This is a genomic window from Streptomyces sp. NPDC026538, assembly GCF_055567535.1.
Genome location: NZ_JBVHQG010000010.1, coordinates 15,823 through 37,520, shown reverse-complemented (window position 1 = coordinate 37,520; position 21,698 = coordinate 15,823). Strand labels below are relative to the sequence as shown.

22 protein-coding genes are annotated in these 21,698 nt (G+C 70.5%); 13 read left to right on the top strand and 9 right to left on the bottom strand.

Going from position 1 to position 21,698, the window contains the following annotated elements; genetic code table 11:
- Positions 1–49: 49 nt before the first annotated feature.
- Positions 50–859 (bottom strand): zf-HC2 domain-containing protein, encoded by an 810-nt coding sequence (locus tag ACZ4N4_RS33630; RefSeq protein ID WP_467595907.1) that lies wholly within the window; start codon positions 857–859, stop codon positions 50–52.
- Complete coding sequence (locus ACZ4N4_RS33625; protein WP_360496676.1) at positions 856–1,398, bottom strand: RNA polymerase sigma factor; 543 nt, start codon at positions 1,396–1,398, stop codon at positions 856–858. Before ACZ4N4_RS33625 ends, ACZ4N4_RS33630 begins: the two co-directional genes overlap by 4 nt.
- Positions 1,399–1,532: 134 nt before the next feature.
- Between ACZ4N4_RS33625 and ACZ4N4_RS33620 the strand changes: the two genes are divergently transcribed.
- The 9 genes from ACZ4N4_RS33620 to ACZ4N4_RS33580 all read left to right on the top strand — a co-directional run bounded on the left by ACZ4N4_RS33620 (position 1,533) and on the right by ACZ4N4_RS33580 (position 10,040).
- Complete coding sequence (locus ACZ4N4_RS33620) at positions 1,533–1,961, top strand: GntR family transcriptional regulator (protein WP_453572271.1); 429 nt, start codon at positions 1,533–1,535, stop codon at positions 1,959–1,961.
- The gene (locus ACZ4N4_RS33615) at positions 1,958–2,836 is read left to right on the top strand and encodes an ABC transporter ATP-binding protein (protein WP_453572268.1); all 879 of its coding nucleotides are present in this window, start codon (positions 1,958–1,960) and stop codon (positions 2,834–2,836) included. Before ACZ4N4_RS33620 ends, ACZ4N4_RS33615 begins: the two co-directional genes overlap by 4 nt.
- Positions 2,833–3,744 carry an ABC transporter permease gene (locus ACZ4N4_RS33610; protein WP_467595903.1) on the top strand — a complete coding sequence of 304 codons (912 nt, stop codon included), beginning with the start codon at positions 2,833–2,835 and terminating at the stop codon, positions 3,742–3,744. Before ACZ4N4_RS33615 ends, ACZ4N4_RS33610 begins: the two co-directional genes overlap by 4 nt.
- Positions 3,744–4,523: a hypothetical protein gene (locus ACZ4N4_RS33605; RefSeq protein ID WP_467595901.1), complete on the top strand. Its 780-nt coding sequence runs from the start codon at positions 3,744–3,746 to the stop codon at positions 4,521–4,523. Before ACZ4N4_RS33610 ends, ACZ4N4_RS33605 begins: the two co-directional genes overlap by 1 nt.
- A 195-nt stretch (positions 4,524–4,718) precedes the next feature.
- Positions 4,719–7,076 (top strand): RNA degradosome polyphosphate kinase, encoded by a 2,358-nt coding sequence (locus tag ACZ4N4_RS33600; RefSeq protein ID WP_467595898.1) that lies wholly within the window; start codon positions 4,719–4,721, stop codon positions 7,074–7,076.
- The gene (locus tag ACZ4N4_RS33595) at positions 7,057–8,079 is read left to right on the top strand and encodes a CHAD domain-containing protein (RefSeq protein WP_467595896.1); all 1,023 of its coding nucleotides are present in this window, start codon (positions 7,057–7,059) and stop codon (positions 8,077–8,079) included. Before ACZ4N4_RS33600 ends, ACZ4N4_RS33595 begins: the two co-directional genes overlap by 20 nt.
- Positions 8,076–8,492 carry an NUDIX hydrolase gene (locus tag ACZ4N4_RS33590; protein WP_467595893.1) on the top strand — a complete coding sequence of 139 codons (417 nt, stop codon included), beginning with the start codon at positions 8,076–8,078 and terminating at the stop codon, positions 8,490–8,492. The genes ACZ4N4_RS33595 and ACZ4N4_RS33590 overlap by 4 nt, the downstream gene beginning before the upstream one ends.
- 421 nt (positions 8,493–8,913) lie before the next feature.
- A complete protein-coding gene (locus tag ACZ4N4_RS33585; RefSeq protein WP_467595890.1) occupies positions 8,914–9,768 on the top strand; it encodes an SCO4651 family lipoprotein in 855 nt (284 codons plus the stop codon).
- A gap of 104 nt (positions 9,769–9,872) precedes the next feature.
- On the top strand, positions 9,873–10,040 hold the full coding sequence (locus tag ACZ4N4_RS33580; protein ID WP_467595887.1) for a hypothetical protein: 168 nt from the start codon (positions 9,873–9,875) through the stop codon (positions 10,038–10,040).
- A gap of 73 nt (positions 10,041–10,113) precedes the next feature.
- Here the strand turns inward: ACZ4N4_RS33580 and ACZ4N4_RS33575 are convergent, their stop codons facing one another.
- A complete protein-coding gene (locus ACZ4N4_RS33575) occupies positions 10,114–10,452 on the bottom strand; it encodes a metal-sensitive transcriptional regulator (RefSeq protein ID WP_453572231.1) in 339 nt (112 codons plus the stop codon).
- 197 nt (positions 10,453–10,649) lie between these two features.
- Here ACZ4N4_RS33575 and ACZ4N4_RS33570 point away from each other — a divergent pair, with 197 nt between their 5' ends.
- The 3 genes from ACZ4N4_RS33570 (at position 10,650) to ACZ4N4_RS33560 (ending at position 13,350) form a co-directional block, all read left to right on the top strand.
- The gene (locus ACZ4N4_RS33570; RefSeq protein ID WP_450762058.1) at positions 10,650–11,270 is read left to right on the top strand and encodes a DUF47 domain-containing protein; all 621 of its coding nucleotides are present in this window, start codon (positions 10,650–10,652) and stop codon (positions 11,268–11,270) included.
- 7 nt (positions 11,271–11,277) lie between these two features.
- Positions 11,278–12,276 carry an inorganic phosphate transporter gene (locus ACZ4N4_RS33565; protein WP_453572228.1) on the top strand — a complete coding sequence of 333 codons (999 nt, stop codon included), beginning with the start codon at positions 11,278–11,280 and terminating at the stop codon, positions 12,274–12,276.
- 141 nt (positions 12,277–12,417) lie between these two features.
- Complete coding sequence (locus ACZ4N4_RS33560) at positions 12,418–13,350, top strand: hypothetical protein (RefSeq protein ID WP_467595885.1); 933 nt, start codon at positions 12,418–12,420, stop codon at positions 13,348–13,350.
- 114 nt (positions 13,351–13,464) lie between these two features.
- Here ACZ4N4_RS33560 and pstB read toward each other — a convergent pair whose 3' ends face one another.
- The 4 genes from pstB to pstS all read right to left on the bottom strand — a co-directional run bounded on the left by pstB (position 13,465) and on the right by pstS (position 17,614).
- Complete coding sequence (pstB, locus tag ACZ4N4_RS33555) at positions 13,465–14,241, bottom strand: phosphate ABC transporter ATP-binding protein PstB (RefSeq protein ID WP_351708834.1); 777 nt, start codon at positions 14,239–14,241, stop codon at positions 13,465–13,467.
- A 39-nt stretch (positions 14,242–14,280) separates the two neighbouring features.
- Complete coding sequence (pstA, locus tag ACZ4N4_RS33550) at positions 14,281–15,336, bottom strand: phosphate ABC transporter permease PstA (RefSeq protein ID WP_453572222.1); 1,056 nt, start codon at positions 15,334–15,336, stop codon at positions 14,281–14,283.
- Complete coding sequence (pstC, locus tag ACZ4N4_RS33545) at positions 15,333–16,340, bottom strand: phosphate ABC transporter permease subunit PstC (protein ID WP_467595882.1); 1,008 nt, start codon at positions 16,338–16,340, stop codon at positions 15,333–15,335. Before pstC ends, pstA begins: the two co-directional genes overlap by 4 nt.
- 143 nt (positions 16,341–16,483) lie before the next feature.
- Positions 16,484–17,614 (bottom strand): phosphate ABC transporter substrate-binding protein PstS, encoded by a 1,131-nt coding sequence (gene pstS, locus ACZ4N4_RS33540; protein WP_467595880.1) that lies wholly within the window; start codon positions 17,612–17,614, stop codon positions 16,484–16,486.
- 365 nt (positions 17,615–17,979) lie between these two features.
- On the opposite strand from pstS, the gene ACZ4N4_RS33535 reads away from it, so the two are divergent.
- Complete coding sequence (locus ACZ4N4_RS33535) at positions 17,980–19,542, top strand: FAD-binding oxidoreductase (protein WP_467595877.1); 1,563 nt, start codon at positions 17,980–17,982, stop codon at positions 19,540–19,542.
- A gap of 228 nt (positions 19,543–19,770) precedes the next feature.
- Here ACZ4N4_RS33535 and ACZ4N4_RS33530 read toward each other — a convergent pair whose 3' ends face one another.
- Both ACZ4N4_RS33530 and ACZ4N4_RS33525 read right to left on the bottom strand, forming a co-directional pair.
- Positions 19,771–20,463 (bottom strand): phosphatase PAP2 family protein, encoded by a 693-nt coding sequence (locus tag ACZ4N4_RS33530; RefSeq protein ID WP_453572211.1) that lies wholly within the window; start codon positions 20,461–20,463, stop codon positions 19,771–19,773.
- A 193-nt stretch (positions 20,464–20,656) separates the two neighbouring features.
- Positions 20,657–21,676, bottom strand: a complete 1,020-nt coding sequence (locus tag ACZ4N4_RS33525; RefSeq protein WP_467595873.1) for a C40 family peptidase — start codon at positions 21,674–21,676, stop codon at positions 20,657–20,659.
- Positions 21,677–21,698: the final 22 nt, after the last annotated feature.

The window sequence follows — 21,698 nt, the reverse complement described above, 5'->3', positions numbered from 1 at the left end:
GACAGAAGGACGGCGAGGCAGAAGGTCGGCAGGTCGGCAGGTCGGCGGGTCAGTAGGGCTTGGCGTCGAAGCGGTCCCGCGCCTGGTGCAGCAGGAAGATCGCCAGCGCGGCCAGCGCCGCGGCCACCGACTGGCCCGCCGTCGTGAACGCGGCCGGCGTGTCCGCCGGGTGCCGCGCGGCCATCACCATCAGCAGCGTCCAGGCGCCGCCGACCAGGCCGGGGCCGAGCAGCGGGCCCAGCCGCGCGGAGAGCGCAAGGCCGGCCGCGGTGAGCGCGAGGGCGGGCAGCAGCCAGCCGAAGGCGAGCAGGCCGAACCCCGGAAGGGCCAGCGCGGCAAGGCAGTTGAGGCTGAGCGAGGCGGTCAGCGCGGCCACCGTACGGATCATCAGCAGCCGGAAGCCGTGCGTCGGGGCGACCGCGGCGATCTCGTACGTCGGGTCGAGTGTCGGTCCGTACGACAGCGCCACCGCGGCCAGCGGAAGGAGCGGGGCCAGCGCCAGGAACAGGGCCGGGGCGTCCACCAGGCGCACCACGGTGACCGTCGCCGCCAGCACGAACGCGACCGACGCCAGCCAGGAGCGGCGCAGCACCGGGGTCGCGGTGAGCAGCCGCGCGGTGTGCTCGCCGACGCCCAGCCGCACCAGCAGCCGTTCGCCCCGTACCGGCCGGGGCGCGTCCAGTTCGGCGTCCAGGCGGTCCCAGCCTGCGTCCAGCGCGACCGGGTCGGAGACCGCCGCGAGCACCGCACGGCACTCGGCGCAGGAGCCGACGTGGGTGTCGGCCGACCACAGCAGCGGCGCCGCCAACTCGCCGCGCGCGTAGGCCCGCAGCTCTTCCTCAGACACATGCCAGGTCATGCCAACTCCTCCCGCAACTGCTTGCGCGCCCGCATCGCCCTTGTCTTGACCGTCCCTGGCGGAATGCCGAGCAGGACCGCCGCCTCCCGGGTGGTCAGCCCGTCGATCACCGTCGCCTGGAGCACCGCCCGCAGCTCGGGCGAGAGCCGGACCAGGGCCCCGGCGAGGTCCCCGTGCTCCACCCCCGCGAGCACGCGTTCCTCCGCCGAGGCCTCGTCCCGGTGCCGCAGCCGCGCCAGCGCCTGCCGCAGCCGGCCCCGGGCCCCGTCGCCGCGCAGCACGTCGACCAGCCGCCGCGACCCGATCCGCCACAGCCACCCGGCGGCGTCCCCCTCCTCGTGGTAGCGGGCGGTTCCCCGCCACACCGCGAGGAACGTCTCCTGTACGACGTCGTCGACGACCGCCGGATCGGCGCACCGGCCGCGCAGCCGCGCGGTCAGCCACGGCGCGTACCGCCGGTACAGCTCCTCGAAGGCGCGTCGGTCCGAGTCCGCCGCGATCGCCCGCAGCAGCTCCCCGTCGCTTCTCGTTCCGCTCACGTCTCCTCATCGCACGAGCCCGGCCGATCGGTTCACGGGCTACGGGGCCGTTCCGGAAATCTTCCGGGATTGACTTTCGACCCACCCTTGCACCACCCTTTCACTACTCAATTAGTGAAAGGGTGGTTGTACGGGTGGTCGAGTACCGCATCGACCGGCGCTCCGGCGTCGCCACCTACGTCCAGATCGTCCAGCAGACCAAGCAGGCGCTCCGGCTCGGCCACATACAGCCGGGAGACAAACTGCCCACCGCGCGTGAGGTGGTCGAGGCCACGGCCATCAACCCCAACACGGTCCTCAAGGCCTACCGGGAGCTGGAGCGGGAGGGCCTGGTCGAGGCCCGGCGCGGCCTGGGCACGTTCGTGAAACGCGCCCTGGGCACCGCCCCGGCCGAGTCCCCGCTGCACGGGGAGCTGGACGACTGGGCCGTCCGGGCCCGGGAGTCCGGCCTGGACCGGGACGACGTGGCCGCACTCTTCACCGCCGTACTGGAGAAGCACTTCCCCGTACCGGAGAAGCACTTCACCGTGCCCGAGAAGCACTTCCAAGGAGAGAGTTCATGACCGACACCGCGATAGCGGCCACCGCGCTCGGCAAGCGGTTCGGCCGGCGCGGGGGCTGGGCGCTGCGCGAGTGCGGCTTCCGGCTGCCGGCCGGCCGCGTGTGTGCCGTCGTAGGCCCCAACGGGGCGGGCAAGTCCACGCTCCTCGCCCTCGCCGCCGGTCTGCTGGGCCCGACCGAGGGCGAGCTGACCGTCCTCGGCACCACCCCGGCCGAGGCACGCAGCCGGGTCGGTTACGTCGCCCAGGACAAGCCGCTGTATCCGCAGCTCACGGTCGGCGAGACGCTCCGGATGGGCGCCGACCTGAACCCGGAGCGCTGGGACGCGGCCGCCGCCGAGCACGTCGTGGCCGGCGGCGACCTGGACCCGAAGTCCCGGGTCCGCGCCCTCTCCGGTGGCCAGCGCACCCGGGTCGCGCTCGCCCTCGCGCTCGGCAAGCGGCCCGAACTGCTGCTCCTGGACGAGCCGATGGCCGACCTCGACCCGCTGGCCCGGCACGAACTGATGGGCCTGCTCATGGTGGAGGCCGCCCAGCACGGCACCACCATCGCGATGTCCTCGCACGTGGTCGCCGAACTGGAGGACTCCTGCGACCATCTGCTGCTGATCGGCGGCGGCCGGGTCCGGCTGGCCGGCGAGATCGACGACCTGCTGGCCGCCCACACCCGGGTCGGCGCCACCGCCGACGCCGACCTCGCCCCGCACACCGTGGTGGAGTCCCGGACCACCGGCCGCCGGCTGAGCGCCATGATCCGCCCGGCGGGCCCGCTGCCCGCCGGCTGGAGCACCGGCTCCCCCTCCCTGGAGGAGCTGGTCCTCGCCCATCTCCGCAACCCCGAGGCCCCGGCCCTGACCGCGGTGGAGGCCACCGTATGACCACCCTGACCGCACCCGCGCCGGCACCGGCCACCCGGGCCCACCTCACCCGCTGGCTGCTGCGCCTGCACCGCCCCGCGCTGTACGTCTGGGCGGGCCTGGTGCTCGCCGCCACCGTCCTGCTCCTCCTCCTGCACGGCCCCATGACCGACGCCGCGGCCGAAGCCTGGCACCGGTACCACGGCTGCCCGGAGTGGCCGAAGCGGTGTGAGTACGACCAGAACGCGATCCTGCGCTACAAGGACTGGTACAACTACGCCACCCTGACCTTGGCCGCGGTGCCCCTCCTGACGGCCGGCTGGGCGGGCGGCGCGTTCGGCAAGGAGCTGGAGTCCGGCACCGCCCGGCTGGCCTGGACCCAGTCCAGCACCCCCGTGCGCTGGCTGACCGTCCGCCTCGCGGTTCCGGCCGCGGCCGTCGCCGGCGGGACCGGACTGCTGGTCTGGCTGCACCATCTGGCCTGGGCCGCGGGCAACCACCGGATCGACACCGCCAAGCAGTGGTACGACGTCTGGACCTTCCACACCAACGGCCCCACTCTCGTCGCCCTGGCCCTGTGCGGCCTGGCGGCGGGCGCGCTGACGGGCCTGCTGTCCCGCCGCACCCTGCCCGCCCTGGGCCTCGGCCTGCTCCTCACCGGCGCGATCTGGACCGTCGCCCAGCTGGTCATGCCCCGCCTGTGGCCGACGAGGACCAGCACCGGGGAGGCCTTCTTCGCCCTTCCCAACAGCTCCTGGACGGTGCGGGAGAGCAAGAACGGCGCAGTGCCCTCCGGCGACTACCATCCGGCCTCCCACTACTGGCCGCTCCAGCTGACCACCACCGCCCTGCTCCTCGCCGTGACGGCCCTGCTGACCCTCGGCTGCTTCCTGGCCCTGCGCCGCCTGACCGGAAAGACGACCGCCTGATGACCACCCTGTCCGCCGCCCCCGGTCCCGCGGCCGCCCAACGGTCCCTGCGCCGGCTGCACGGCCCGGCCCTGCTCGTCTGGACCGCGTTCGTGCTGCTGGTGACGGGCTGGCTGCTCTGGCTGCACTTCTCCGAGGTGCCCGCCGAGCAGGCCTGCATGGGCTTTCGCTACTCCGCCGACGGCAACCTCCCCACCTGCACCTACTCGGCGTTCACGGATGCCAACAACCTCTTCAACTTCCTCGGCGAGGCCCTCAGCTACTCCTGTGTCGCCGTCGCCGCCTGGGCGGGCGCCGCGCTGATCGGCCGGGAGCTGGAGTCCGGGACCGCCAAGCTCGCCTGGACCCAGTCGGTCTCCCCGGCCCGCTGGCTGGCCGGGAAGCTGATCGCCGCCGCCGTGCCGCTGCTCGCCGGGGGCGGACTGCTGGCACTGGCCTTCGGCTGGGTGTGGACCTCCGACCGGGGCGCCCTGGTCACCAACTGGACCTGGGACCGCGTCTTCATCCCGCGCGGCCCGCTGCTGCCGGCCCTGCTGCTGCTCGGCCTCGCGGTCGGCGCGCTGGCCGGCATCGCCCTGCGCCGCACCCTGCCCGCGCTGGCCGCGGCCGCCGCCGTGACCCTGGTGATCAGGCTGTATCTGCGCGCGGCATGGCAGCCGCTGCACGGTCCCCTGCACGGCTTCTGGGCCGTCCACCTCACGGCCACCGCCATGGTGCTCGCCGTTGCCGCGGCGGCCGTCGTCGGCGCGTTCTCCCTCTTGCGCCACCGGGCCCGCTGAGGGACCGTCGGACCCGTGCGTCCCCCGTCGGCGGAAGGGCGTACGGGATCCGTGGGAAGGTCGTACAGGAACGTCGCTTTCGTGATCCCGGAGAGCGCCGCGACCTGATCTTCGACGTCCGCGAGCCTCTCGCAGCTATCCCATACGCCATGTCTTCGTAACCATTGGTTCAGGCTGGCTTGCGACGCTCAGCCAATGAAGCCCGCCGTGCCAGAGCCTTCGCCGCCCCCGCAGGGGTTCGCGGGAAACGGGGTCGTTCAGCTCCCGACCGCACGCTCCGACGCGCCTGTCACGCCCCGGGCGCGGAAGAATGGGGTCATGAGTCAGCAGAACGCCCAGGCAGCCGAGGTCCAGCACGCCCAGCCCTCCGTGGGCTCCATCGCCGCGCACCGCCCGCACACCGTGGCCGCCGCGGTCTCCGACCTCGAACCCGACATCGATGCCGACCTCGACGCGTACGAGGAGTCACCGTACGACGGGCCCCAACTGCCCCAGGGCCGCTTCCTCGACCGGGAGCGCAGCTGGCTCGCGTTCAACGAGCGGGTGCTCGAACTCGCCGAGGACCCGAACACGCCACTGCTGGAGCGGGCGAACTTCCTGGCGATCTTCGCCAGCAACCTGGACGAGTTCTTCATGGTCCGGGTGGCAGGGCTGAAGCGCCGGATAGCGACGGGCGTGGCCACCCGGTCCGCCTCCGGGCTGCAGCCCCGCGAGGTGCTGGAGATGATCTGGGCCCGCTCCCGTGAGCTGATGGCCCGGCACGCCGCCTGCTACCACGAGGACATCGCCCCCGCGCTGGCGGAGGAGGGCATCCACCTGGTCCGCTGGGCCGAGCTGACCGAGAAGGAGCAGGCGCGGCTCTTCACGCTCTTCCGGCACCAGATCTTCCCGGTCCTGACCCCGCTGGCGGTCGACCCGGCGCACCCCTTCCCGTACATCTCCGGCCTCTCCCTGAACCTGGCCGTGGTGGTACGCAACCCGGTCAGCGGCCACAAGCACTTCGCCCGGGTCAAGGTGCCGCCGTCGCTGTCCCGCTTCCTGGAGAGCAGCCCGGGCCGGTACGTCCCCATCGAGGACGTCATCGGCGCCCACCTGGAGGAACTGTTCCCGGGCATGGAGGTCGTGGAGCACCACGCCTTCCGCCTCACCCGGAACGAGGACCTGGAGGTCGAGGAGGACGACGCCGAGAACCTGCTCCAGGCCCTGGAGAAGGAGCTCATGCGGCGCCGCTTCGGGCCGCCGGTGCGCCTGGAGGTCGAGGAGTCCATCGACCGCGAGGTGCTCGACCTGCTGGTCCGCGAGCTGAAGGTCTCCGAGGCCGAGGTCTACCCGCTGCCCGGACCGCTCGACCTGACCGGCCTGTTCCGCATCCACGGTCTGGACCGGCCGGAGCTGAAGTACCGCAAGTTCATCGCGGGCACCCACCGCGATCTCGCCGAGGTCGAGTCGGCGTCCGCGCCCGACATCTTCGCGGCCCTGCGCGAGCGGGACGTCCTGCTGCACCACCCCTACGACAGCTTCTCCACCTCCGTGCAGGCCTTCATCGAGCAGGCCGCCGAGGACCCGGACGTCCTCGCGATCAAGCAGACCCTGTACCGGACCTCCGGCGACTCCCCGATCGTCAACGCGCTCGTCGACGCCGCCGAGGCGGGCAAGCAGGTCCTCGTCCTGGTCGAGATCAAGGCCCGCTTCGACGAGCACGCCAACATCAAGTGGGCCAAGCGCCTGGAAGAGGCCGGCTGCCACGTCGTCTACGGCCTGGTGGGCCTGAAGACGCACTGCAAGCTGTCCCTGGTGGTCCGCCAGGAGGGCGAGACGCTCCGCCGCTACAGCCATGTCGGCACCGGCAACTACCACCCGAAGACGGCACGGCTCTACGAGGACCTCGGCCTGCTCACCGCCGACACCCAGGTCGGCGCGGACCTGTCCGACCTGTTCAACCGGCTCTCCGGCTACTCGCGCCGGGAGACCTACCGCCGCCTGCTGGTGGCACCCAAGTCGCTGCGCGACGGACTGATCGCGCGGATCAACAAGGAAGTACAGCACCACCGGGCCGGCCGTCCCGCGTTCATCCGCATCAAGGTCAACTCGATGGTCGACGAGGCGATCATCGACGCCCTGTACCGCGCGTCCATGGCGGGCGTACCGGTCGACATCTGGGTCCGCGGCATCTGCGCGATCCGGCCGGGCGTCACGGGCCTGTCGGAGAACGTCCGGGTCCGCTCGATCCTCGGCCGCTTCCTGGAACACTCCCGGGTCTTCGCCTTCGGCAACGGCGGCGAGCCCGAGGTGTGGATAGGCAGCGCCGACATGATGCACCGCAACCTCGACCGCCGGATAGAGGCCTTGGTCCGGGTCACCGACCCGGCCCACCGAGCCGCGCTCAACCGGCTCCTCGAAACCGGTATGTCCGACTCCACCTCCTCCTGGCACCTGAGTGCGGACGGCGAGTGGACCCGGCACGCGACCGACGCGGACGGACAGCCCCTGCGCAACATCCAGGAGATGCTCATAGACGCCCGGAGGCGCCGGCGTGGCACAGCAACACCTTGAACCGACGGACCCGACGGCCCGGGTGGTGACCGGGGACGCCCTCGCGGGCTACCTGCGCGCCCAGGCCACCGAGTTCCTCCGCGCGCTGCGCCTGCACCGGGAGACCGGGACGGCGAGCTCGGCGGAGGAGTCCGTCGACGCGGCCCGCGCGCTGCGCCGCTCGGCCCGGCGCATCAGCGGCAGCCTGCACACCTTCCGGCCGCTGCTCGAGGCCGACTGGTCGGAGGAGATCCGCCCCGAACTGGCCTGGCTGTCGGGCACACTGGGTCTTGAGCACGCCTACGAGGCAAGACTGGAGCGCCTGTTGCTGGCACTCCACCGGCTCTCCGGCTCGACGACCCTGCCGAGCCAGGCCACTTCGGAGACCCCGGTCGAGCGCGGCAACCTCACCGTCGGCGCCGCCAAGGCGGGCGCCCTGCTCGACCGCCAGCTCACCCTCGCCCGCACCAGGGCCCACTCCACCGCCCTCCAGGCGCTCGGCTCCTCCCGGTTCCACGCGGTCGCCGACAAGGTCGCGGTCCTGGCCAGCGAGGTCCCGCTCACCCCCGCGGCGCCCTCGGCCGACCTGCGCCCGCTCGCCTCTGCGGCCGAGGAACGCCTCACCGACGCCATCGCGGCCCTCCCGCTGGTCACCGCCGGCCACCCCTACAACGCGGAGGCCCTGGTCCACGGCCTGTCCCCGGACCCGGCCCCGCACCCCCAGGACGGCCCCTGGCACCAGGTCCGCCTTCTCCTGCGCCTGCACCGCTACGCCCGCGAGGTGCTGTGCGGCGAGGGCGCGCCCGTGGACGTACGGCTGTTCTCGGCGGGCCAGGCCCTGAACCGGCACCGCGACGCCTCCGAAGCGGCCGCGGCCGCCGCGGCCGCGGCCCGCACCCCGCGCATCGCGCCGGCGACCGCCTACGCCCTCGGTGTCCTCCACGCCGACCAGCGGCACGAGGTGGAGGCGGCCCGGTTCGCGTTCCAGCAGGCGTGGCAGAAGCAGCGACTGGAGGCGGTGTGAACGACACCCCGGTCCTGGCGGCCGGCTGCGTCCTGTGGCGCCGCTCACCGGTGAACGGCGACCTGGAGGTCTGCCTCGTCCACCGCCCCAAGTACGACGACTGGTCCCACCCGAAGGGCAAGCTCAAGCGCGGCGAGGACGCGGTCACGGGCGCCCTGCGCGAGGTCGCGGAGGAGACCGGCTACACCGCACACGTCGGCAGCGAACTCTCCACGGCCCTCTACTACGCCAACGACCGCCCCAAGCAGGTCCGTTACTGGGCGGGAGAGGCAGGAGAGGGCCACTTCACCCCGAACCACGAGGTCGACAGGCTCCTGTGGCTGCGCCCGGAGGACGCACGCCGACGGCTCACCCAACCGAGGGACGCCGACTTGGTGGACGAACTACTGGCCTCGCTGCACAACACGCAGTAGGGGGAGCCTTCTCAGAGGGCGCAAGCTACAGCGCCCCCATCGGGGGCGCGGGGCTGTGTGACTTGCGGCTACCGCCGCGCGGGCGCGACAAGCCCCCACCAAGCCGCAGCCAGCAAACCACCTCAGCCGGCCCCGCCGCTCACATGCCCCGCCCCGTCCGTACGCGCGAGGCTTCTCGCCCGGCGCGCCGGCCCCCTCCACCCACACATACACCGCGCGTAACAGAACGGTCCGTGCTCGACCAGCCTCGTATCGTGCTGCTGCCCCTGCACGCCCCGCCCGGAACCGTCTTTCTGCGCCACCCTGACAACGTTACCCACGCCCGGTAAACGGCCGGTATGCGTGACGGCCCCACCCACCCCTCGTTAAGCGGAACGACAGGGGGCCCGTGACGGACGTACCGGCTGGGGGTAGGCAGGCGATGGATCGGCGGCAGCACAGGCGCGCTGGAAAGACGGCCGTCACCGTAGGGCTCATGGTCGGCCTCGGCGCATGCGCGACCGGCTGCGGCGGCGCCGCGGCGGAGGGCGCCAACGGCGACCCCGGCGGCACCTCGGTCGCCGTCCTCAAGCGCGCGGCGGACACCCTGCGCGCCGCAGCCACGTCGAGGGCGACGACGTCGATGGAGATGGCGACCGGCGGCACCCGGGTCACCATCCGCGGCAAGGGCCGCTACGACTACCGCAACCAGCTCGGCGAACTCACGGTCGTGCTCCCGCAGGACCCCGCGGGCACTCCCGAGCACCGTCCGATCACCGAACTCCTCGCCCCCGGCGCGCTGTTCATGAAGAACCGGGGCGCCGGGGTACCCGCCGACAAATGGGTCCGGGTGGAGACCGCGAGCCTCTCCGACGGCAACCTGGTCACCGGCGGCGCGACCGACCCGTTCGCCGCGGCCGAGCTGCTCCTCGGCACCCGCACCGCGACCTACCTGGGAAAGACCGAGGTCGCCGGGGCCGAGGTCCGGCACTACCGGGGCACCGCCGACCTCGCGGCCGCCGCCCGCGCCGCCTCCGCCGGCAACCGGCCGGCCCTCGCCGCCGCAGCGAAAGGGTTCGCCACGGCCGAGGTTCCGTTCGACGCGTACCTCGACGACCAGGGCCGTATCCGCAAACTGCGGCAGCGGTTCAGCTTCGTCAACGACAGCAGCAAGGGCACGGTCGCGGTCGCCTCGACGACCCTGCTGTACGACTTCGGCACTCCGGTGGACGTAAAGTTGCCGCGTTCCCGGGACATCTACGCGGGCCGGATCGCCGAAAACCAGCCAGCGCACTAGTCCGGGATCGGCTCTGTACAACCTGTGAACTAGCCCGTCCGTGCCATGCGCGTTGTGTAGACCGCTCCCTACTCTAGGAAGTCGGTGACGGCAGAGAAGAGGTGATGCACGTGGCTCCGGTCGGCGGTACGGCAGTTCAGGACCACGTGGCCCTCGCCGAGATCGAGCTGTGCGGAGAACTGATCATCGCGGCGTCGGCCGCCGAGGAACGGCTCAGCCTGGAGAGCATCGACGAGGTGCTGCGCGTGGCCGAGGCGCGCGAGGGCGGCTGACTTCGGCCAGGTCCGCAGGTCAGGTCCGCAGATCAGGCCCGCGGGTTCGGGTCCGCGGGTTCGGTCCGCCGGTTCAGGTCCGCAGCAGCCGGGCGATGGCCTGGGTGGCCTCTTCCACCTTCGCGTCGATCTCCGCACCGCCCTTGACCGCAGCGTCGGCGACGCAGTGCCGCAGGTGTTCCTCAAGCAGTTGCAGGGCGAACGACTGCAGGGCCTTGGTGGAGGCGGAGACCTGGGTGAGTATGTCGATGCAGTAGGTGTCCTCGTCGACCATGCGCTGCAGGCCACGGATCTGGCCCTCGATCCGGCGCAGCCGTTTGAGGTGTTCGTCCTTCTGCTTGTGGTAGCCGTGCGTGGTCGCCGGAGCCCCGTCGCCGGAGGGCTTGGTGGCGCCGGCCTCGGTGGTCGTCATCGCGTCCTCCGCATTGCCGATACATATACCCCTGGTGGGTATATGGTAACGAACTTTGCTGGGTATAGGGCCCTCGGGACGCCCCCGTACTGATCACCTTGCCCGATGGGCGACACTGGAGGACGGCCCATTAGCCGTGGCCGGATGATGCGCCTAGCATCAGCCTGACCGAAACCCATGCATACCGAGGACCCCAAGTGCGCTTTCGTCTGACCCCCAGGGAGACGAGCTTCTATGACATGTTCGCCGCGTCCGCGGACAACATCGTCACGGGCTCGAAACTCCTGATGGAACTGCTCGGGGCGGACGCGTCTGCCCGGGCCGAGATCGCGGAGCGTATGCGGGCAGCGGAACACGCGGGTGACGACGCCACGCACGCGATCTTCCACCAGCTGAACTCCTCGTTCATCACTCCCTTCGACCGCGAGGACATCTACAACCTCGCGTCCTCCCTCGACGACATCATGGACTTCATGGAGGAAGCCGTCGACCTGGTCGTCCTCTACAACGTCGAGGAGCTGCCGAAGGGCGTCGAGCAGCAGATCGAGGTGCTGGCGCGGGCCGCCGACCTGACCGCCGAGGCGATGCCCAACCTGCGCACGATGGAGAACCTCACCGAGTACTGGATCGAGGTCAACCGTCTGGAGAACCAGGCCGACCAGATCCACCGCAAGCTTCTCGCCCACCTCTTCAACGGCAAGTACGACGCGATCGAGGTGCTGAAGCTCAAGCAGATCGTGGACGTCCTGGAAGAGGCCGCGGACGCGTTCGAGCACGTGGCGAACACGGTGGAGACCATCGCCGTCAAGGAGTCCTGAGGCGTCGATGGACACCTTCGCGCTCGTCGTGACCATCCTGGTCGCGCTCTTCTTCACGTACACGAACGGCTTCCACGACTCGGCGAACGCGATCGCGACGTCCGTGTCGACACGTGCGCTCACCCCGCGCGCGGCTCTCGCCATGGCCGCGGTCATGAACATGGCCGGTGCGTTCTTCGGCACCGGCGTCGCCAAGACCGTCAGCGAGGGCCTGATCGAGACGCCCGAGGGTTCCAGGGGCATGGGCATCCTCTTCGCCGCGCTGGTCGGCGCGATCGTCTGGAACCTCGTCACCTGGTACTTCGGTCTGCCCTCGTCCTCCTCCCACGCTCTGTTCGGCGGTCTGGTGGGCGCCGCCCTGGCGGGCGGCACGGAGGTCCTCTGGAACGGTGTCGTCGACAAGGTCATCATCCCGATGTTCCTGTCGCCGGTCGTCGGCCTGGTCCTCGGCTACCTGGTCATGACGGCCATCATGTGGATCTTCCGCCGCGCCAACCCGCACAAGGCCAAGCGCGGCTTCCGTATCGCCCAGACCGTCTCCGCGGCCGGCATGGCCCTCGGCCACGGTCTCCAGGACGCCCAGAAGACGATGGGCGTCGTCGTGATGGCACTGGTGATTTCCGGCCACGAGACGTACGGCGACGCGATTCCGGCCTGGGTCAAGATCGCCTGTGCCGTAATGCTCTCCCTCGGCACCTACGCGGGCGGCTGGCGCATCATGCGCACGCTGGGCCGCAAGATCATCGAGCTGGACCCCCCGCAGGGCTTCGCGGCCGAGGCGACGGGCGCCTCGATCATGTTCACCACGGCGTACCTCTTCAAGGCACCGGTCTCCACGACCCACGTCATCACCTCGGCCATCATGGGCGTCGGCGCGACGAAGCGCGTGAACGCGGTCCGCTGGGGCGTGGCCAAGAACATCGTCCTGGGCTGGTTCATCACGATGCCGGCGGCGGCCCTGGTGGCAGCGGCGACGTTCGGCCTCGTGGACCTGGCATTCCTGTAACGGCAGCGCCCGCCGCCCCCGCCTTCACCCCATCCTCGTCCTTCGGTGTGATCATGCCGACGGGACGCCGTACGCCCTGTGCGGCTCCGCGACGGGACCGGTGAGGCTTCGGTGGGTCTGAGGGCAGGAACGATTCATGTCATGGCCGGCAACGGCCTCGGGGACTTCGTGGCCGCGGCGATGGCACGGCGGCCGGACGCGGCGGAGCGGGTGTCGACCGTCGTGCTCGTCGGCGACGAGGGCCGGGCCGTGCGCGAGCCGGCGTACGGCACGCAGGGTGCCGTACGGAAGGCGGCCGGCGGCACGGAGGGTGTCGTACGCCTCACCCCCGCTCTGCTCGGCGCGCTTCCGCAGGACCTGGACTGGGTCCGGGCGGCGTACGCGGCGCCCGTCGAGCTGGTGCTGGTGGATCACCAGCTGCCGACCACGGCCGTCCTCGACGTGCTGGCCGCGCTGCGGCGGGAGCTCGGCGACCCGGTCGTCGAGGTGGTGTCCGTCGGCGGACCGTTCCGGTGTTCCTGCGGCTCGGGTGTGCGGTTGCCGCCGCCCGGCCCCGCCGGGGACGCCGTACAGGCGCTGCTCGCGCCGCTGCGGCACTTCACCGTCTGTCTGGTGGGGTCCGGCTCGGCCGACGACTACTGGGCGTTCGTGTCCGCGCTGACCTCGGCCGAGGGGACGAAGGTCGGCGAGGACGTGGCCCGGGAGTTCGCCACGAGTGTCGTGCACGACTGCTCGGACACCTTGGCGCTGGTCTGCGCCGGGGCGCTGGGCTTCGAGGGGGACGTGGCGACCTTTCCCGACGGGGAGATCACGCGGGTGGACCGGAGCACGGCCTCGGTGGTCCGGTTCGCGACCGCGGACGAGCCCCTCGCCCTGGTGGCGCACGACTGCGCCGACCGGCCGGCGTCCGGTCGGCCGTACCCGGGCGGCCCCGGTGGCCGGCCGGACGCGGTGACCTGGCGGCGGCTGGCGCAGACCATGGGACTGACCGGACCCCGGGTGGTCCAACAGGCTGTGGACAAGCTGCGGGAGTCGGGAGTGGAACCGGTCGACTTCCCCGTCCACAGGGTGTGAACACCGAGCCGCCGCCGGACACGCAGACGGGCCCGCCCCCGGGAGCCAGGGGCGGGCCCTCTTGCATCCTCGCGGTGGCACCGCCATGCAGCACCGCGAGGGGTCGGTTCCGGCCTAGCCGAAGCGGCCGGAGATGTAGTCCTCGGTCGCCTGGACCGAGGGGTTGGAGAAGATGCGCTCCGTGTCGTCGATCTCGATCAGCCGGCCGGGCTGGCCGACGGCGGCCAGGTTGAAGAAGGCGGTGCGGTCGGAGACACGCGCGGCCTGCTGCATGTTGTGCGTCACGATGACGATCGTGAAGCGCTCCTTGAGCTCACCGATCAGGTCCTCGATGGCGAGGGTGGAGATCGGGTCGAGGGCGGAGCAGGGCTCGTCCATGAGCAGCACCTTCGGCTCGACCGCGATCGCGCGGGCGATGCACAGACGCTGCTGCTGACCACCGGAGAGGCCGGAGCCCGGCTTGTTCAGGCGGTCCTTGACCTCGTTCCAGAGGTTGGCGCCCTTGAGCGACTTCTCGACGATGTCGTTGAGCTGGCTCTTCTTGTAGTTGCCGTTCAGCTTCAGGCCCGCGGCCACGTTGTCGAAGATCGACATGGTGGGGAAGGGGTTCGGACGCTGGAACACCATGCCGATCTCACGGCGCACCGACACGGGGTCGATACCGGCGCCGTAGAGGTTCTCGTCGTCGAGGAGGACCTTGCCCTCGACGCGGCCGCCGGGGGTGACCTCGTGCATGCGGTTGAGCGTGCGCAGGAACGTCGACTTGCCGCAGCCGGAGGGGCCGATGAACGCCGTGACGGTGCGCGGCTCTATGTTCATCGAGATGTCTTCGATGGCCTTGTGGGAGCCGTAGTAGGCGGTGAGCCCGCTTACGTCGATTCGCTTGGACATTACTTCTTCACTTCCAGGGAGTCGGTCGCTGTAGGCCGGTCAGCGACCGGTCTTCGGGGCCTTCCAGCGGGCGATGCCGCGGGCCACCAGGTTCAGGATCATCACAAAGGCGATCAGCGTGAGCGACGCCGCCCAGGCACGGTCGTACGCGGCGTTGGCACCCGCGCTGTTCGCGTACTGCTGGTAGATGAACAGCGGCAGCGACGACTGGGCACCCTCGAAGGGGTTGTTGTTGATGAACGGGTTACCGAACACCAGCAGCAGCACCGGGGCGGTCTCACCCGCGATACGGGCGATGGCCAGCATGACACCGGTGGTGATACCGCCGATGGAGGTCGGCAGGACCACCTTCAGGATCGTGCGCCACTTCGGCACGCCCAGGGCCAGCGAGGCCTCGCGCAGCTCGTTGGGGACGAGCTTGAGCATCTCCTCGGTGGAGCGGACCACGACCGGCATCATCAGGATGGCCAGGGCGAGCGATCCGGCGAAACCGAAGGGCTGCATGTCGAAGATCAGCATGAGGCTGAGGATGAACAGACCCGCGACGATCGACGGGATACCCGTCATCACGTCCACGAAGAAGGTGACCGCCTTGGAGAGCCGGCCGCGGCCGTACTCGACGAGGTAGACCGCGGTGAGGATGCCGATCGGGGCACCGATCACGGTGGCGAGACCGACCTGCTCCAGGGAGCCGATGATGGCGGCGTAGGCGCCACCGCCGGCCTCGGAGTCGGCGACCACACCCATGGAGTGGCTGAGGAAGTAGAAGTCCAGGACCTTCACACCGCGCGAGATGGTCACCCAGATCAGGGAGACCAGCGGGATGACGGCGACGATGAAGGCGACCCAGACCAGCGAGGTCGCGATCCGGTCCTTCGCCTGGCGGCGGCCCTCGACCCGGGCGGCGATGCCGTAGGTGCCGAAGATGTACAGGAGCGCGGCGATCAGGCCCCACTGGATCTTGCTGTCCAGGCCGGCGACGAGGCCGATGACCACGCCGAGGACGATGGACCCGCCGATGATGGCGTAGGGGGTCCACTTGGGGAGGGTGGCGCCTTGCAGGGTGCTGGGGCGGTTGACTGCTGCGGTGCTCATGCGTTGGCCCCCGAGTACTCCGCGCGGCGCTGGATGATGATGCGGGCCGCGCCGTTGACCAGCAGGGTGATGACGAACAGGACCAGACCGGACGCGATCAGCGCGTCACGGCCGTCCGCGGTCGCCTCGCTGAACTTGCTGGCGATGTTCTGGGCGAAGGTGCCGCCGCCCGGGTTGAGCAGGCTGGTGTGGATGTCGAAGTCCGGGGAGAGCACGGTGGCCACGGCCATCGTCTCACCGAGCGCACGGCCGAGGCCGAGCATCGAGGCGGAGATCACGCCGGAGCGGCCGAAGGGCAGCACCGACATGCGGATGACCTCCCAGCGCGTGGCGCCGAGAGCGAGTGCCGCTTCCTCGTGCATCTGCGGGACCTGGCGGAAGACCTCGCGGCTCACGTTGGTGATGATCGGCAGGATCATGATCGCGAGCAGGACGCCGACGGTCAGCATCGAGCGGGGGGCACCGCCGTCCCAGGAGAAGATCCCGGTCCAGCCGAAGTACTTGTCGAGCCAGCCGAACAGGCCGGTCATGTGCGGTACCAGGACCAGCGCGCCCCACAGGCCGTACACGATGGACGGCACCGCGGCGAGCAGGTCGATCACGTAGCCGATGGTGCCGCCGAGCCTGCGCGGCGAGTAGTGCGTGATGAACAGCGCGATCGCGACGGCGATCGGGACGGCGATGGCCATGGCGATGATCGAGGAGACGACCGTGCCGAAGGCCAGGACCGCGATGCCGAAGGTCGGCGGGATGAGGTTGGTGTTCCACTCGAAAGTGGTGAGGAAGTTGCCGTGGTCGCGGCTGATCGCGAGGGCGGCACGGTAGGTGAGGAAGACCGCGATCGCGGCCATGATCACCAGCAGCAGGATGCCGGATCCGCGGGAGAGACCGAGGAAGACCCGGTCACCCGCCCGGGTGGCACCGCGGGCGTTGCGCTTCTGCTCGGCCGTGCCGGGCCGTGGGGTGGGGGGAGATGCGTCTGTTGTCTGTGTAGATATGTCCATCGGGTTCTCCGGTCTGCGGAGCCGTCCTGAGGGGCGGCTCGGAGGAGCCGCACGCCCCGGCTTGTGGGCGTACGGCTCCGGGCGGCGGTGCACCGGACGGTGCGGCCGGGCTCCTCACGGAACTCGGCCGCACTCGCGGATCTTTAGCTGAGGCCCTCGATGGTGGTGCGGACCTTGGCGATGATGTCGTCGGGGACGGGGGCGTAGTCGATCGTGGAGAGGACCTTCTGGCCGTCCTCGGAGGCGATGTAGCGCAGGAACGCCTTGGTCGCCGGGAGGGTGTCGGCCTTGTTGCCCTTGTCGCAGACGATCTCGTACGTGACCAGGGTCATCGGGTACGCACCCTCGGCCTTGGTCTTGTAGTCCAGCTGCAGCGCCAGGTCCTTGCCGGTGCCGACGACCTTGGCGGCCGCGATGTCGGCGGTGGCGGACTCGGTGGACGGGGCGACCGGCTTGCTGGCACCCGTGTCGATCGAGACGGCCTTGACGCCGTCCGAGACGTAGGAGAGCTCGAAGTAGCCGATGGCGCCGGAGGTCTGCTTGACCTGCTGGGCGACACCCGCGGACTGCGGAGCGGACTGGCCGCCCTTGGCCTGCCAGGCCTTACCGCCCGAGTACTTCCAGTTGGACGGGGTGGCGGCGATCAGGTACTTGGTGAAGTTGTCCGTCGTGCCCGACTCGTCCGAGCGGTGGAACGCCTGGATCTTGAGGTCGGGGAGCTTCGCGTCGGGGTTCAGCTTCTTGATCGCGGCGTCGTTCCACTTGGTGATCTTGCTGTCGAAGATCTTGGCGATCGTCGGCGCGTCCAGGACCAGGTTGTCGACACCCGGGACGTTGTACCCGAGGGCGATCGGGCCGCCGACCATCGGGAGGTCGATGCCCTGGCCGCCGGTGCAGATCTTCTTGGAGGCGGTGACCTCTTCCGGCTTCAGCGCGGAGTCGGAACCGGCGAAGGCGACCTGACCCTGCGTGAAGGCGGTCACGCCGGCGCCGGAGCCGGAGCCCTTGTAGTTGATCTGCACACCACAGGCCTGGGAGAAGTTCTTCACCCAGGCGTCGATCGCGTTCTTCTGCGCGGAGGAGCCGTCGGCGAGCAGCTGGCCCTTGGCGTCGTCGCACTTGATGGAGCTGGCGTTAGCGGAGGCCGAGGAGGTGCTCGAACCGCTGCCGCCACCGTTGTCGTCCGAGCCGCACGCCGTCAGGGCCAGGGCGCCGGAGACAGCGACAGCACCGAGAGACAGGGCGCGCAGCCGGTTCTTGCGCTGAAGCTTCACTTTCGGGGGTTCCTTCCAGAGGCGCCACCTTCGGCGGCGTGCGAAGTAGTCGTGATGGGGTGAGGGCCTCCTGACTGGTCATTTAGGACCGCTCACCGCATCGGGTACGGCCGAAATTAGGCAGAACAGGTGAAGCCGCCGATGGCCATAGGTAAACGGAGGGTGAACCCCTGCCGTCGACCCGGTTAGGTCACGGAACGCTCACGGTGAGGGCACGCCATGGTTCCGACCGCCGGGTTACGCGAACATTTATTCGCCGTTCGCCATCACAGCCGTTACGACGTCACAGCGTTCGTTACACCGCACGGGAACCCGTGTGCGACGGACGCCGTCTCGTCCCACGAAAGCCGACGAAAGGCACGGGCATGGAACGGCGTACCTTCATATCGGGCGGGGCGGCCGCCCTCGCGGCGACCGCACTGACGGGGTGCAGCTCCGGCGGCGCCACCGCATCCCACACGACCGGCGCGCCACTCGCGTCCACATCCTCTCGTACGGCGCTGAAGACCACCAGCGCAGCGGCCGCGGCCAACTGGACCGCCCTGGCCCACGCCCTGGACGGCACCCTGGTCCGCCCCGGCGACGCGAGCTGGACGACGGCGCACCAGCTCTACAACACCCGCTTCGACGGACTGAAGCCGTCCGCGGTGGCCTACGTGGCCCACGCGGACGACATCCGCACCACGCTGTCGTACGCCCAGGCCCACGGGCTGAAGGTCTCGATCCGCAACGGCGGCCACTCCTACGCGGGCTACTCCTCGGGCGACGGCCGCCTGATCCTCGACGTCTCCAAGCTCAACCGCATCCGGGTCAGCGGCGGCACGGCGGTCGTCGGCGCCGGCTCCAAGCTGATCGACGTCTACCGCGGCCTCGCGGCCAAGGGCGTGACCATCCCGGCGGGCTCCTGCCCCACCGTCGGTGTTTCCGGCCTGGTCCTCGGCGGCGGCCACGGGGTGGCGTCCCGCGCGTACGGCCTGACCTGCGACAGCCTCACCCAGGCGACGCTGATCACGGCGGACGGCACGCAGGTGGTCGCCAACGCGAGCACCAACAAGGACCTCTTCTGGGCACTGCGCGGGGCCGGCAACGGCAACTTCGGCGTCGTGACCGAACTGCAGTTCCGGACCCACCCCGCCCCGCAGGCCGTGACGGCGTACCTGACCTGGCCCTGGTCGAAGGCGGCGCAGGTCCTCAAGGCCTGGCAGGAGTGGGGCCCCTCCCAGCCGGACGAGATCTGGTCCTCCCTGCACCTGGAGAACGCGGGCAGCGGCCCGCGCGTCTCCGTGGCCTGCTTCTCGATGGGCACCTACGGCGAACTCCAGAACGCGGTGGACGCCCTCGCCCACAAGGCGGGCGCCAACGCCTCCTCCGTCTCGCTGCGCCGCCACGGCTACGAGGAGGCGATGGAGAGCTACGCCGGCTGCTCCTCCTTCGCCACCGAGCCCCAGTGCCACCTGCCCGGGTCCACGCCGGGCCGCTCCACGGCGGGCAGGCTGGGCCGGGAGACCTACGCGGCCCGGTCCGACTTCTTCGACCGCTCGCTCTCGGCGGCCGGCATCCAGACGGCCCTGCGGCAGATCGGCGCGGTGCGCGGCGGCGCCGGGAGCATCGCCTTCACGGCGCTCGGCGGCGCGGTTAACCGGGTCTCGCCGACGGCGACGGCGTTCGTGCACCGGCGGTCGCGGATGCTGGCGCAGTACATAGTGTCGTGGGGGGCGGGGGCCTCCGGCGGTTCGGGCCAGACGTGGCTGAACGGGGCGCACACGGCGATGAAGCCGTACGCCTCCGGCGCGGCCTATCAGAACTACACGGACCCGACGCTGGCCGACTGGAAGAAGGCGTACTACGGGGACGCCGTGACCCGCCTCGGCAAGGTGAAGAAGCAGTACGACCCGGAGCGGTTCTTCTCTTCTCCGCAGGGGTTGTAGGGAGTCGTTTCCGTCCGCGGCTGCGTGGGGGCTGATCGCGCCCACGCGGCGGAGCCGCACATGTCCCAGCCCCGCGCCCCTTACGGGGCGCTGCAGTCGCGTCAGCTTCCCAGCTGCGGGCAAGCGTGCCTCCCCCAGTGCGTTGAGCGCCTGGGAGGTGCCCCGAGGCGGCACGGGTGGGCGCAGCGGCACCCTGCCGGCGCCGGTAGGCGAAACCCCCGCCCCCGGCTACGCCGCCAGGTCTCGTTCCTCCGGGTCCATCGGCGTACGAGCTCCCGGCACCAACCCGACCGTCACCGACCGCCCCCGCACGATCCACCCCACCCTCGGCGACCCCTCCACCGCCTTCATCACCGGCGTCAGCACAGCCGCGGCCAGCGGGGACAGCAGGAGCACGACCGCGGTGCCGAGGGCGAACCCCCCGACCACGTCCGTCGGGTAGTGCACCCCCATGTACACCCGGCAGAACCCCTCGACCAGCGCCAGCCCTATCCCCGCCAGCCCGAACCGGCGGTTCGCGATGAACAGCCCGACGCCCAGGGCCATGGTGATCGTCGCGTGGTCGCTCACGAACGAGTAGTCGGTCTTGCCGGAGACCAGGACGTCGAGCCCCTGGTGGGTGAGGAACGGCCGGGGCCGCTCGACAAACCCGCGGATGGGGACGTTCACGAGGACGGCGATCGCGGCGGCGAGCGGCGTCCACACCAGCGCGGCCATGGTGGACGCGGTGTCCTCCTCGCCCCGGCGCCGCACGGACCACCAGCACCACACCACCAGCAGCACCATCGCGACCAGCAGCCCGTACTCCCCGACGAACTCCATGGCCCGGTCGAACCAGTGCGGTGCGTCCTTGGCCAGGCCGTTGATGTCGTAGAGCAGGTCGACGTCGGGGTTGGATCCGGATTCGGCGAGTACAGCCATCGTGCCTGCGGCCCCTTCGTCGTCGTCCCGGACGCACCTCGTGTGCGTCGCTCGCTGCCACCCCCGTGGTCGGCTACGTCAACAGGAACGCACGGTCCCCGTCACTACGTTCCAGGTTCCACCGAATGATCACGCAGACGTTATCGAAGAGAGACACAAAGCCCCAGCTCAGGGGGTGGGTTATACGCTCCGTTCATACCGTGGTGGGCAGCGCTTTCGCGCCATCCTCGGTGACCCGGGTGGCCCCGAAGTAGTCGGCGCTGTCGATGGGGTCGAACCGGATGACCGCCCCGGTGTACGGCGCGTCGATCATGTACCCGCCGCCGACGTAGATCCCCACGTGGTGGATGGCGCGGGAGTCGGAGAGGTCGGTGGAGAAGAAGACCAGGTCCCCCGGGAGCAGTTCCTTGCGCGAGGGGTGCGGACCGGCGTTGTACTGATCGTTGGCGACGCGTGGCAGCGTGATCCCCACCTTCGCGTACGCCGCCTTGGTCAGCCCCGAGCAGTCGAACCGGCCACCGTCCTGAGCTGTGCCGTTGCCGCCCCAGAGGTAGGGGGTGCCGAGCTTGTTCTGGGCGTACTCGATGGCGCCGGCGGCCTGCTTGGTCGGGGAGAGCCGGCTGACGGGCGCGGCGAAACTGTCCTCGAGGGTGGTGATCGTCCTGACGTAGTTCTGGGTCTCCTTGTACGGCGGCACACCCTTGTACTGGATGACCGCGTACGCCCCCGCGTTGTAGGCGGCGAGCATGTTCTCGGAGACGTTGCCGGGGACGTCCTTGACGTACGAGGCGAGCTGGCAGTCGTAGGAGGCGGCCGACGGAATCGCGTCATTCGGGTCCCAGACGTCGCGGTCCCCGTCGCCGTCGCCGTCGATGCCGTGGGTGGCCCAGGTCCCCGGGATGAACTGAGCTATCCCCTGCGCGGCCGCCGCGCTCTGCGCCTTCGGGTTGAACCCGCTCTCCTGGTAGAGCTGCGCGGCGAGCAGGGCGGGATTGATCGCGGAGCACAGGTTGCCCCACTTCTGCACGAGCGTGGAGTAGGCGGCCGGTACGGCTCCCTTGGCCAGTGCCTTGCCGGCACCGCCGGCGCCGCCCAGCAGGTTCCCGGCGACGACGTACACCCCGACGACGAGCAGCATGACGAAGCTCAGCCCGGCGCCGACCGCCGCGCCACCGATCACCCATACTTTCCGCACGCCCCAACCCTCCCCCATGTCAGGGCTGTTCAACGCCATT

What these genes read in the sequence shown, in the direction of transcription:
- ACZ4N4_RS33630 (WP_467595907.1), bottom strand. Translation starts at nt 859, where the DNA reads ATGACCTGGCATGTGTCTGAGGAAGAGCTGCGGGCCTACGCGCGCGGC.
- ACZ4N4_RS33615 (WP_453572268.1), top strand. Translation starts at nt 1,958, where the DNA reads ATGACCGACACCGCGATAGCGGCCACCGCGCTCGGCAAGCGGTTCGGC.
- ACZ4N4_RS33610 (WP_467595903.1), top strand. Translation starts at nt 2,833, where the DNA reads ATGACCACCCTGACCGCACCCGCGCCGGCACCGGCCACCCGGGCCCAC.
- ACZ4N4_RS33605 (WP_467595901.1), top strand. Translation starts at nt 3,744, where the DNA reads ATGACCACCCTGTCCGCCGCCCCCGGTCCCGCGGCCGCCCAACGGTCC.
- ACZ4N4_RS33600 (WP_467595898.1), top strand. Translation starts at nt 4,719, where the DNA reads ATGAAGCCCGCCGTGCCAGAGCCTTCGCCGCCCCCGCAGGGGTTCGCG.
- ACZ4N4_RS33585 (WP_467595890.1), top strand. Translation starts at nt 8,914, where the DNA reads ATGGATCGGCGGCAGCACAGGCGCGCTGGAAAGACGGCCGTCACCGTA.
- ACZ4N4_RS33580 (WP_467595887.1), top strand. Translation starts at nt 9,873, where the DNA reads ATGCACGTGGCTCCGGTCGGCGGTACGGCAGTTCAGGACCACGTGGCC.
- ACZ4N4_RS33575 (WP_453572231.1), bottom strand. Translation starts at nt 10,452, where the DNA reads ATGACGACCACCGAGGCCGGCGCCACCAAGCCCTCCGGCGACGGGGCT.
- ACZ4N4_RS33565 (WP_453572228.1), top strand. Translation starts at nt 11,278, where the DNA reads ATGGACACCTTCGCGCTCGTCGTGACCATCCTGGTCGCGCTCTTCTTC.
- ACZ4N4_RS33560 (WP_467595885.1), top strand. Translation starts at nt 12,418, where the DNA reads ATGGCCGGCAACGGCCTCGGGGACTTCGTGGCCGCGGCGATGGCACGG.
- pstB (WP_351708834.1), bottom strand. Translation starts at nt 14,241, where the DNA reads ATGTCCAAGCGAATCGACGTAAGCGGGCTCACCGCCTACTACGGCTCC.
- pstA (WP_453572222.1), bottom strand. Translation starts at nt 15,336, where the DNA reads ATGAGCACCGCAGCAGTCAACCGCCCCAGCACCCTGCAAGGCGCCACC.
- pstC (WP_467595882.1), bottom strand. Translation starts at nt 16,340, where the DNA reads ATGGACATATCTACACAGACAACAGACGCATCTCCCCCCACCCCACGG.
- ACZ4N4_RS33535 (WP_467595877.1), top strand. Translation starts at nt 17,980, where the DNA reads ATGGAACGGCGTACCTTCATATCGGGCGGGGCGGCCGCCCTCGCGGCG.
- ACZ4N4_RS33530 (WP_453572211.1), bottom strand. Translation starts at nt 20,463, where the DNA reads ATGGCTGTACTCGCCGAATCCGGATCCAACCCCGACGTCGACCTGCTC.
- ACZ4N4_RS33525 (WP_467595873.1), bottom strand. Translation starts at nt 21,676, where the DNA reads ATGGGGGAGGGTTGGGGCGTGCGGAAAGTATGGGTGATCGGTGGCGCG.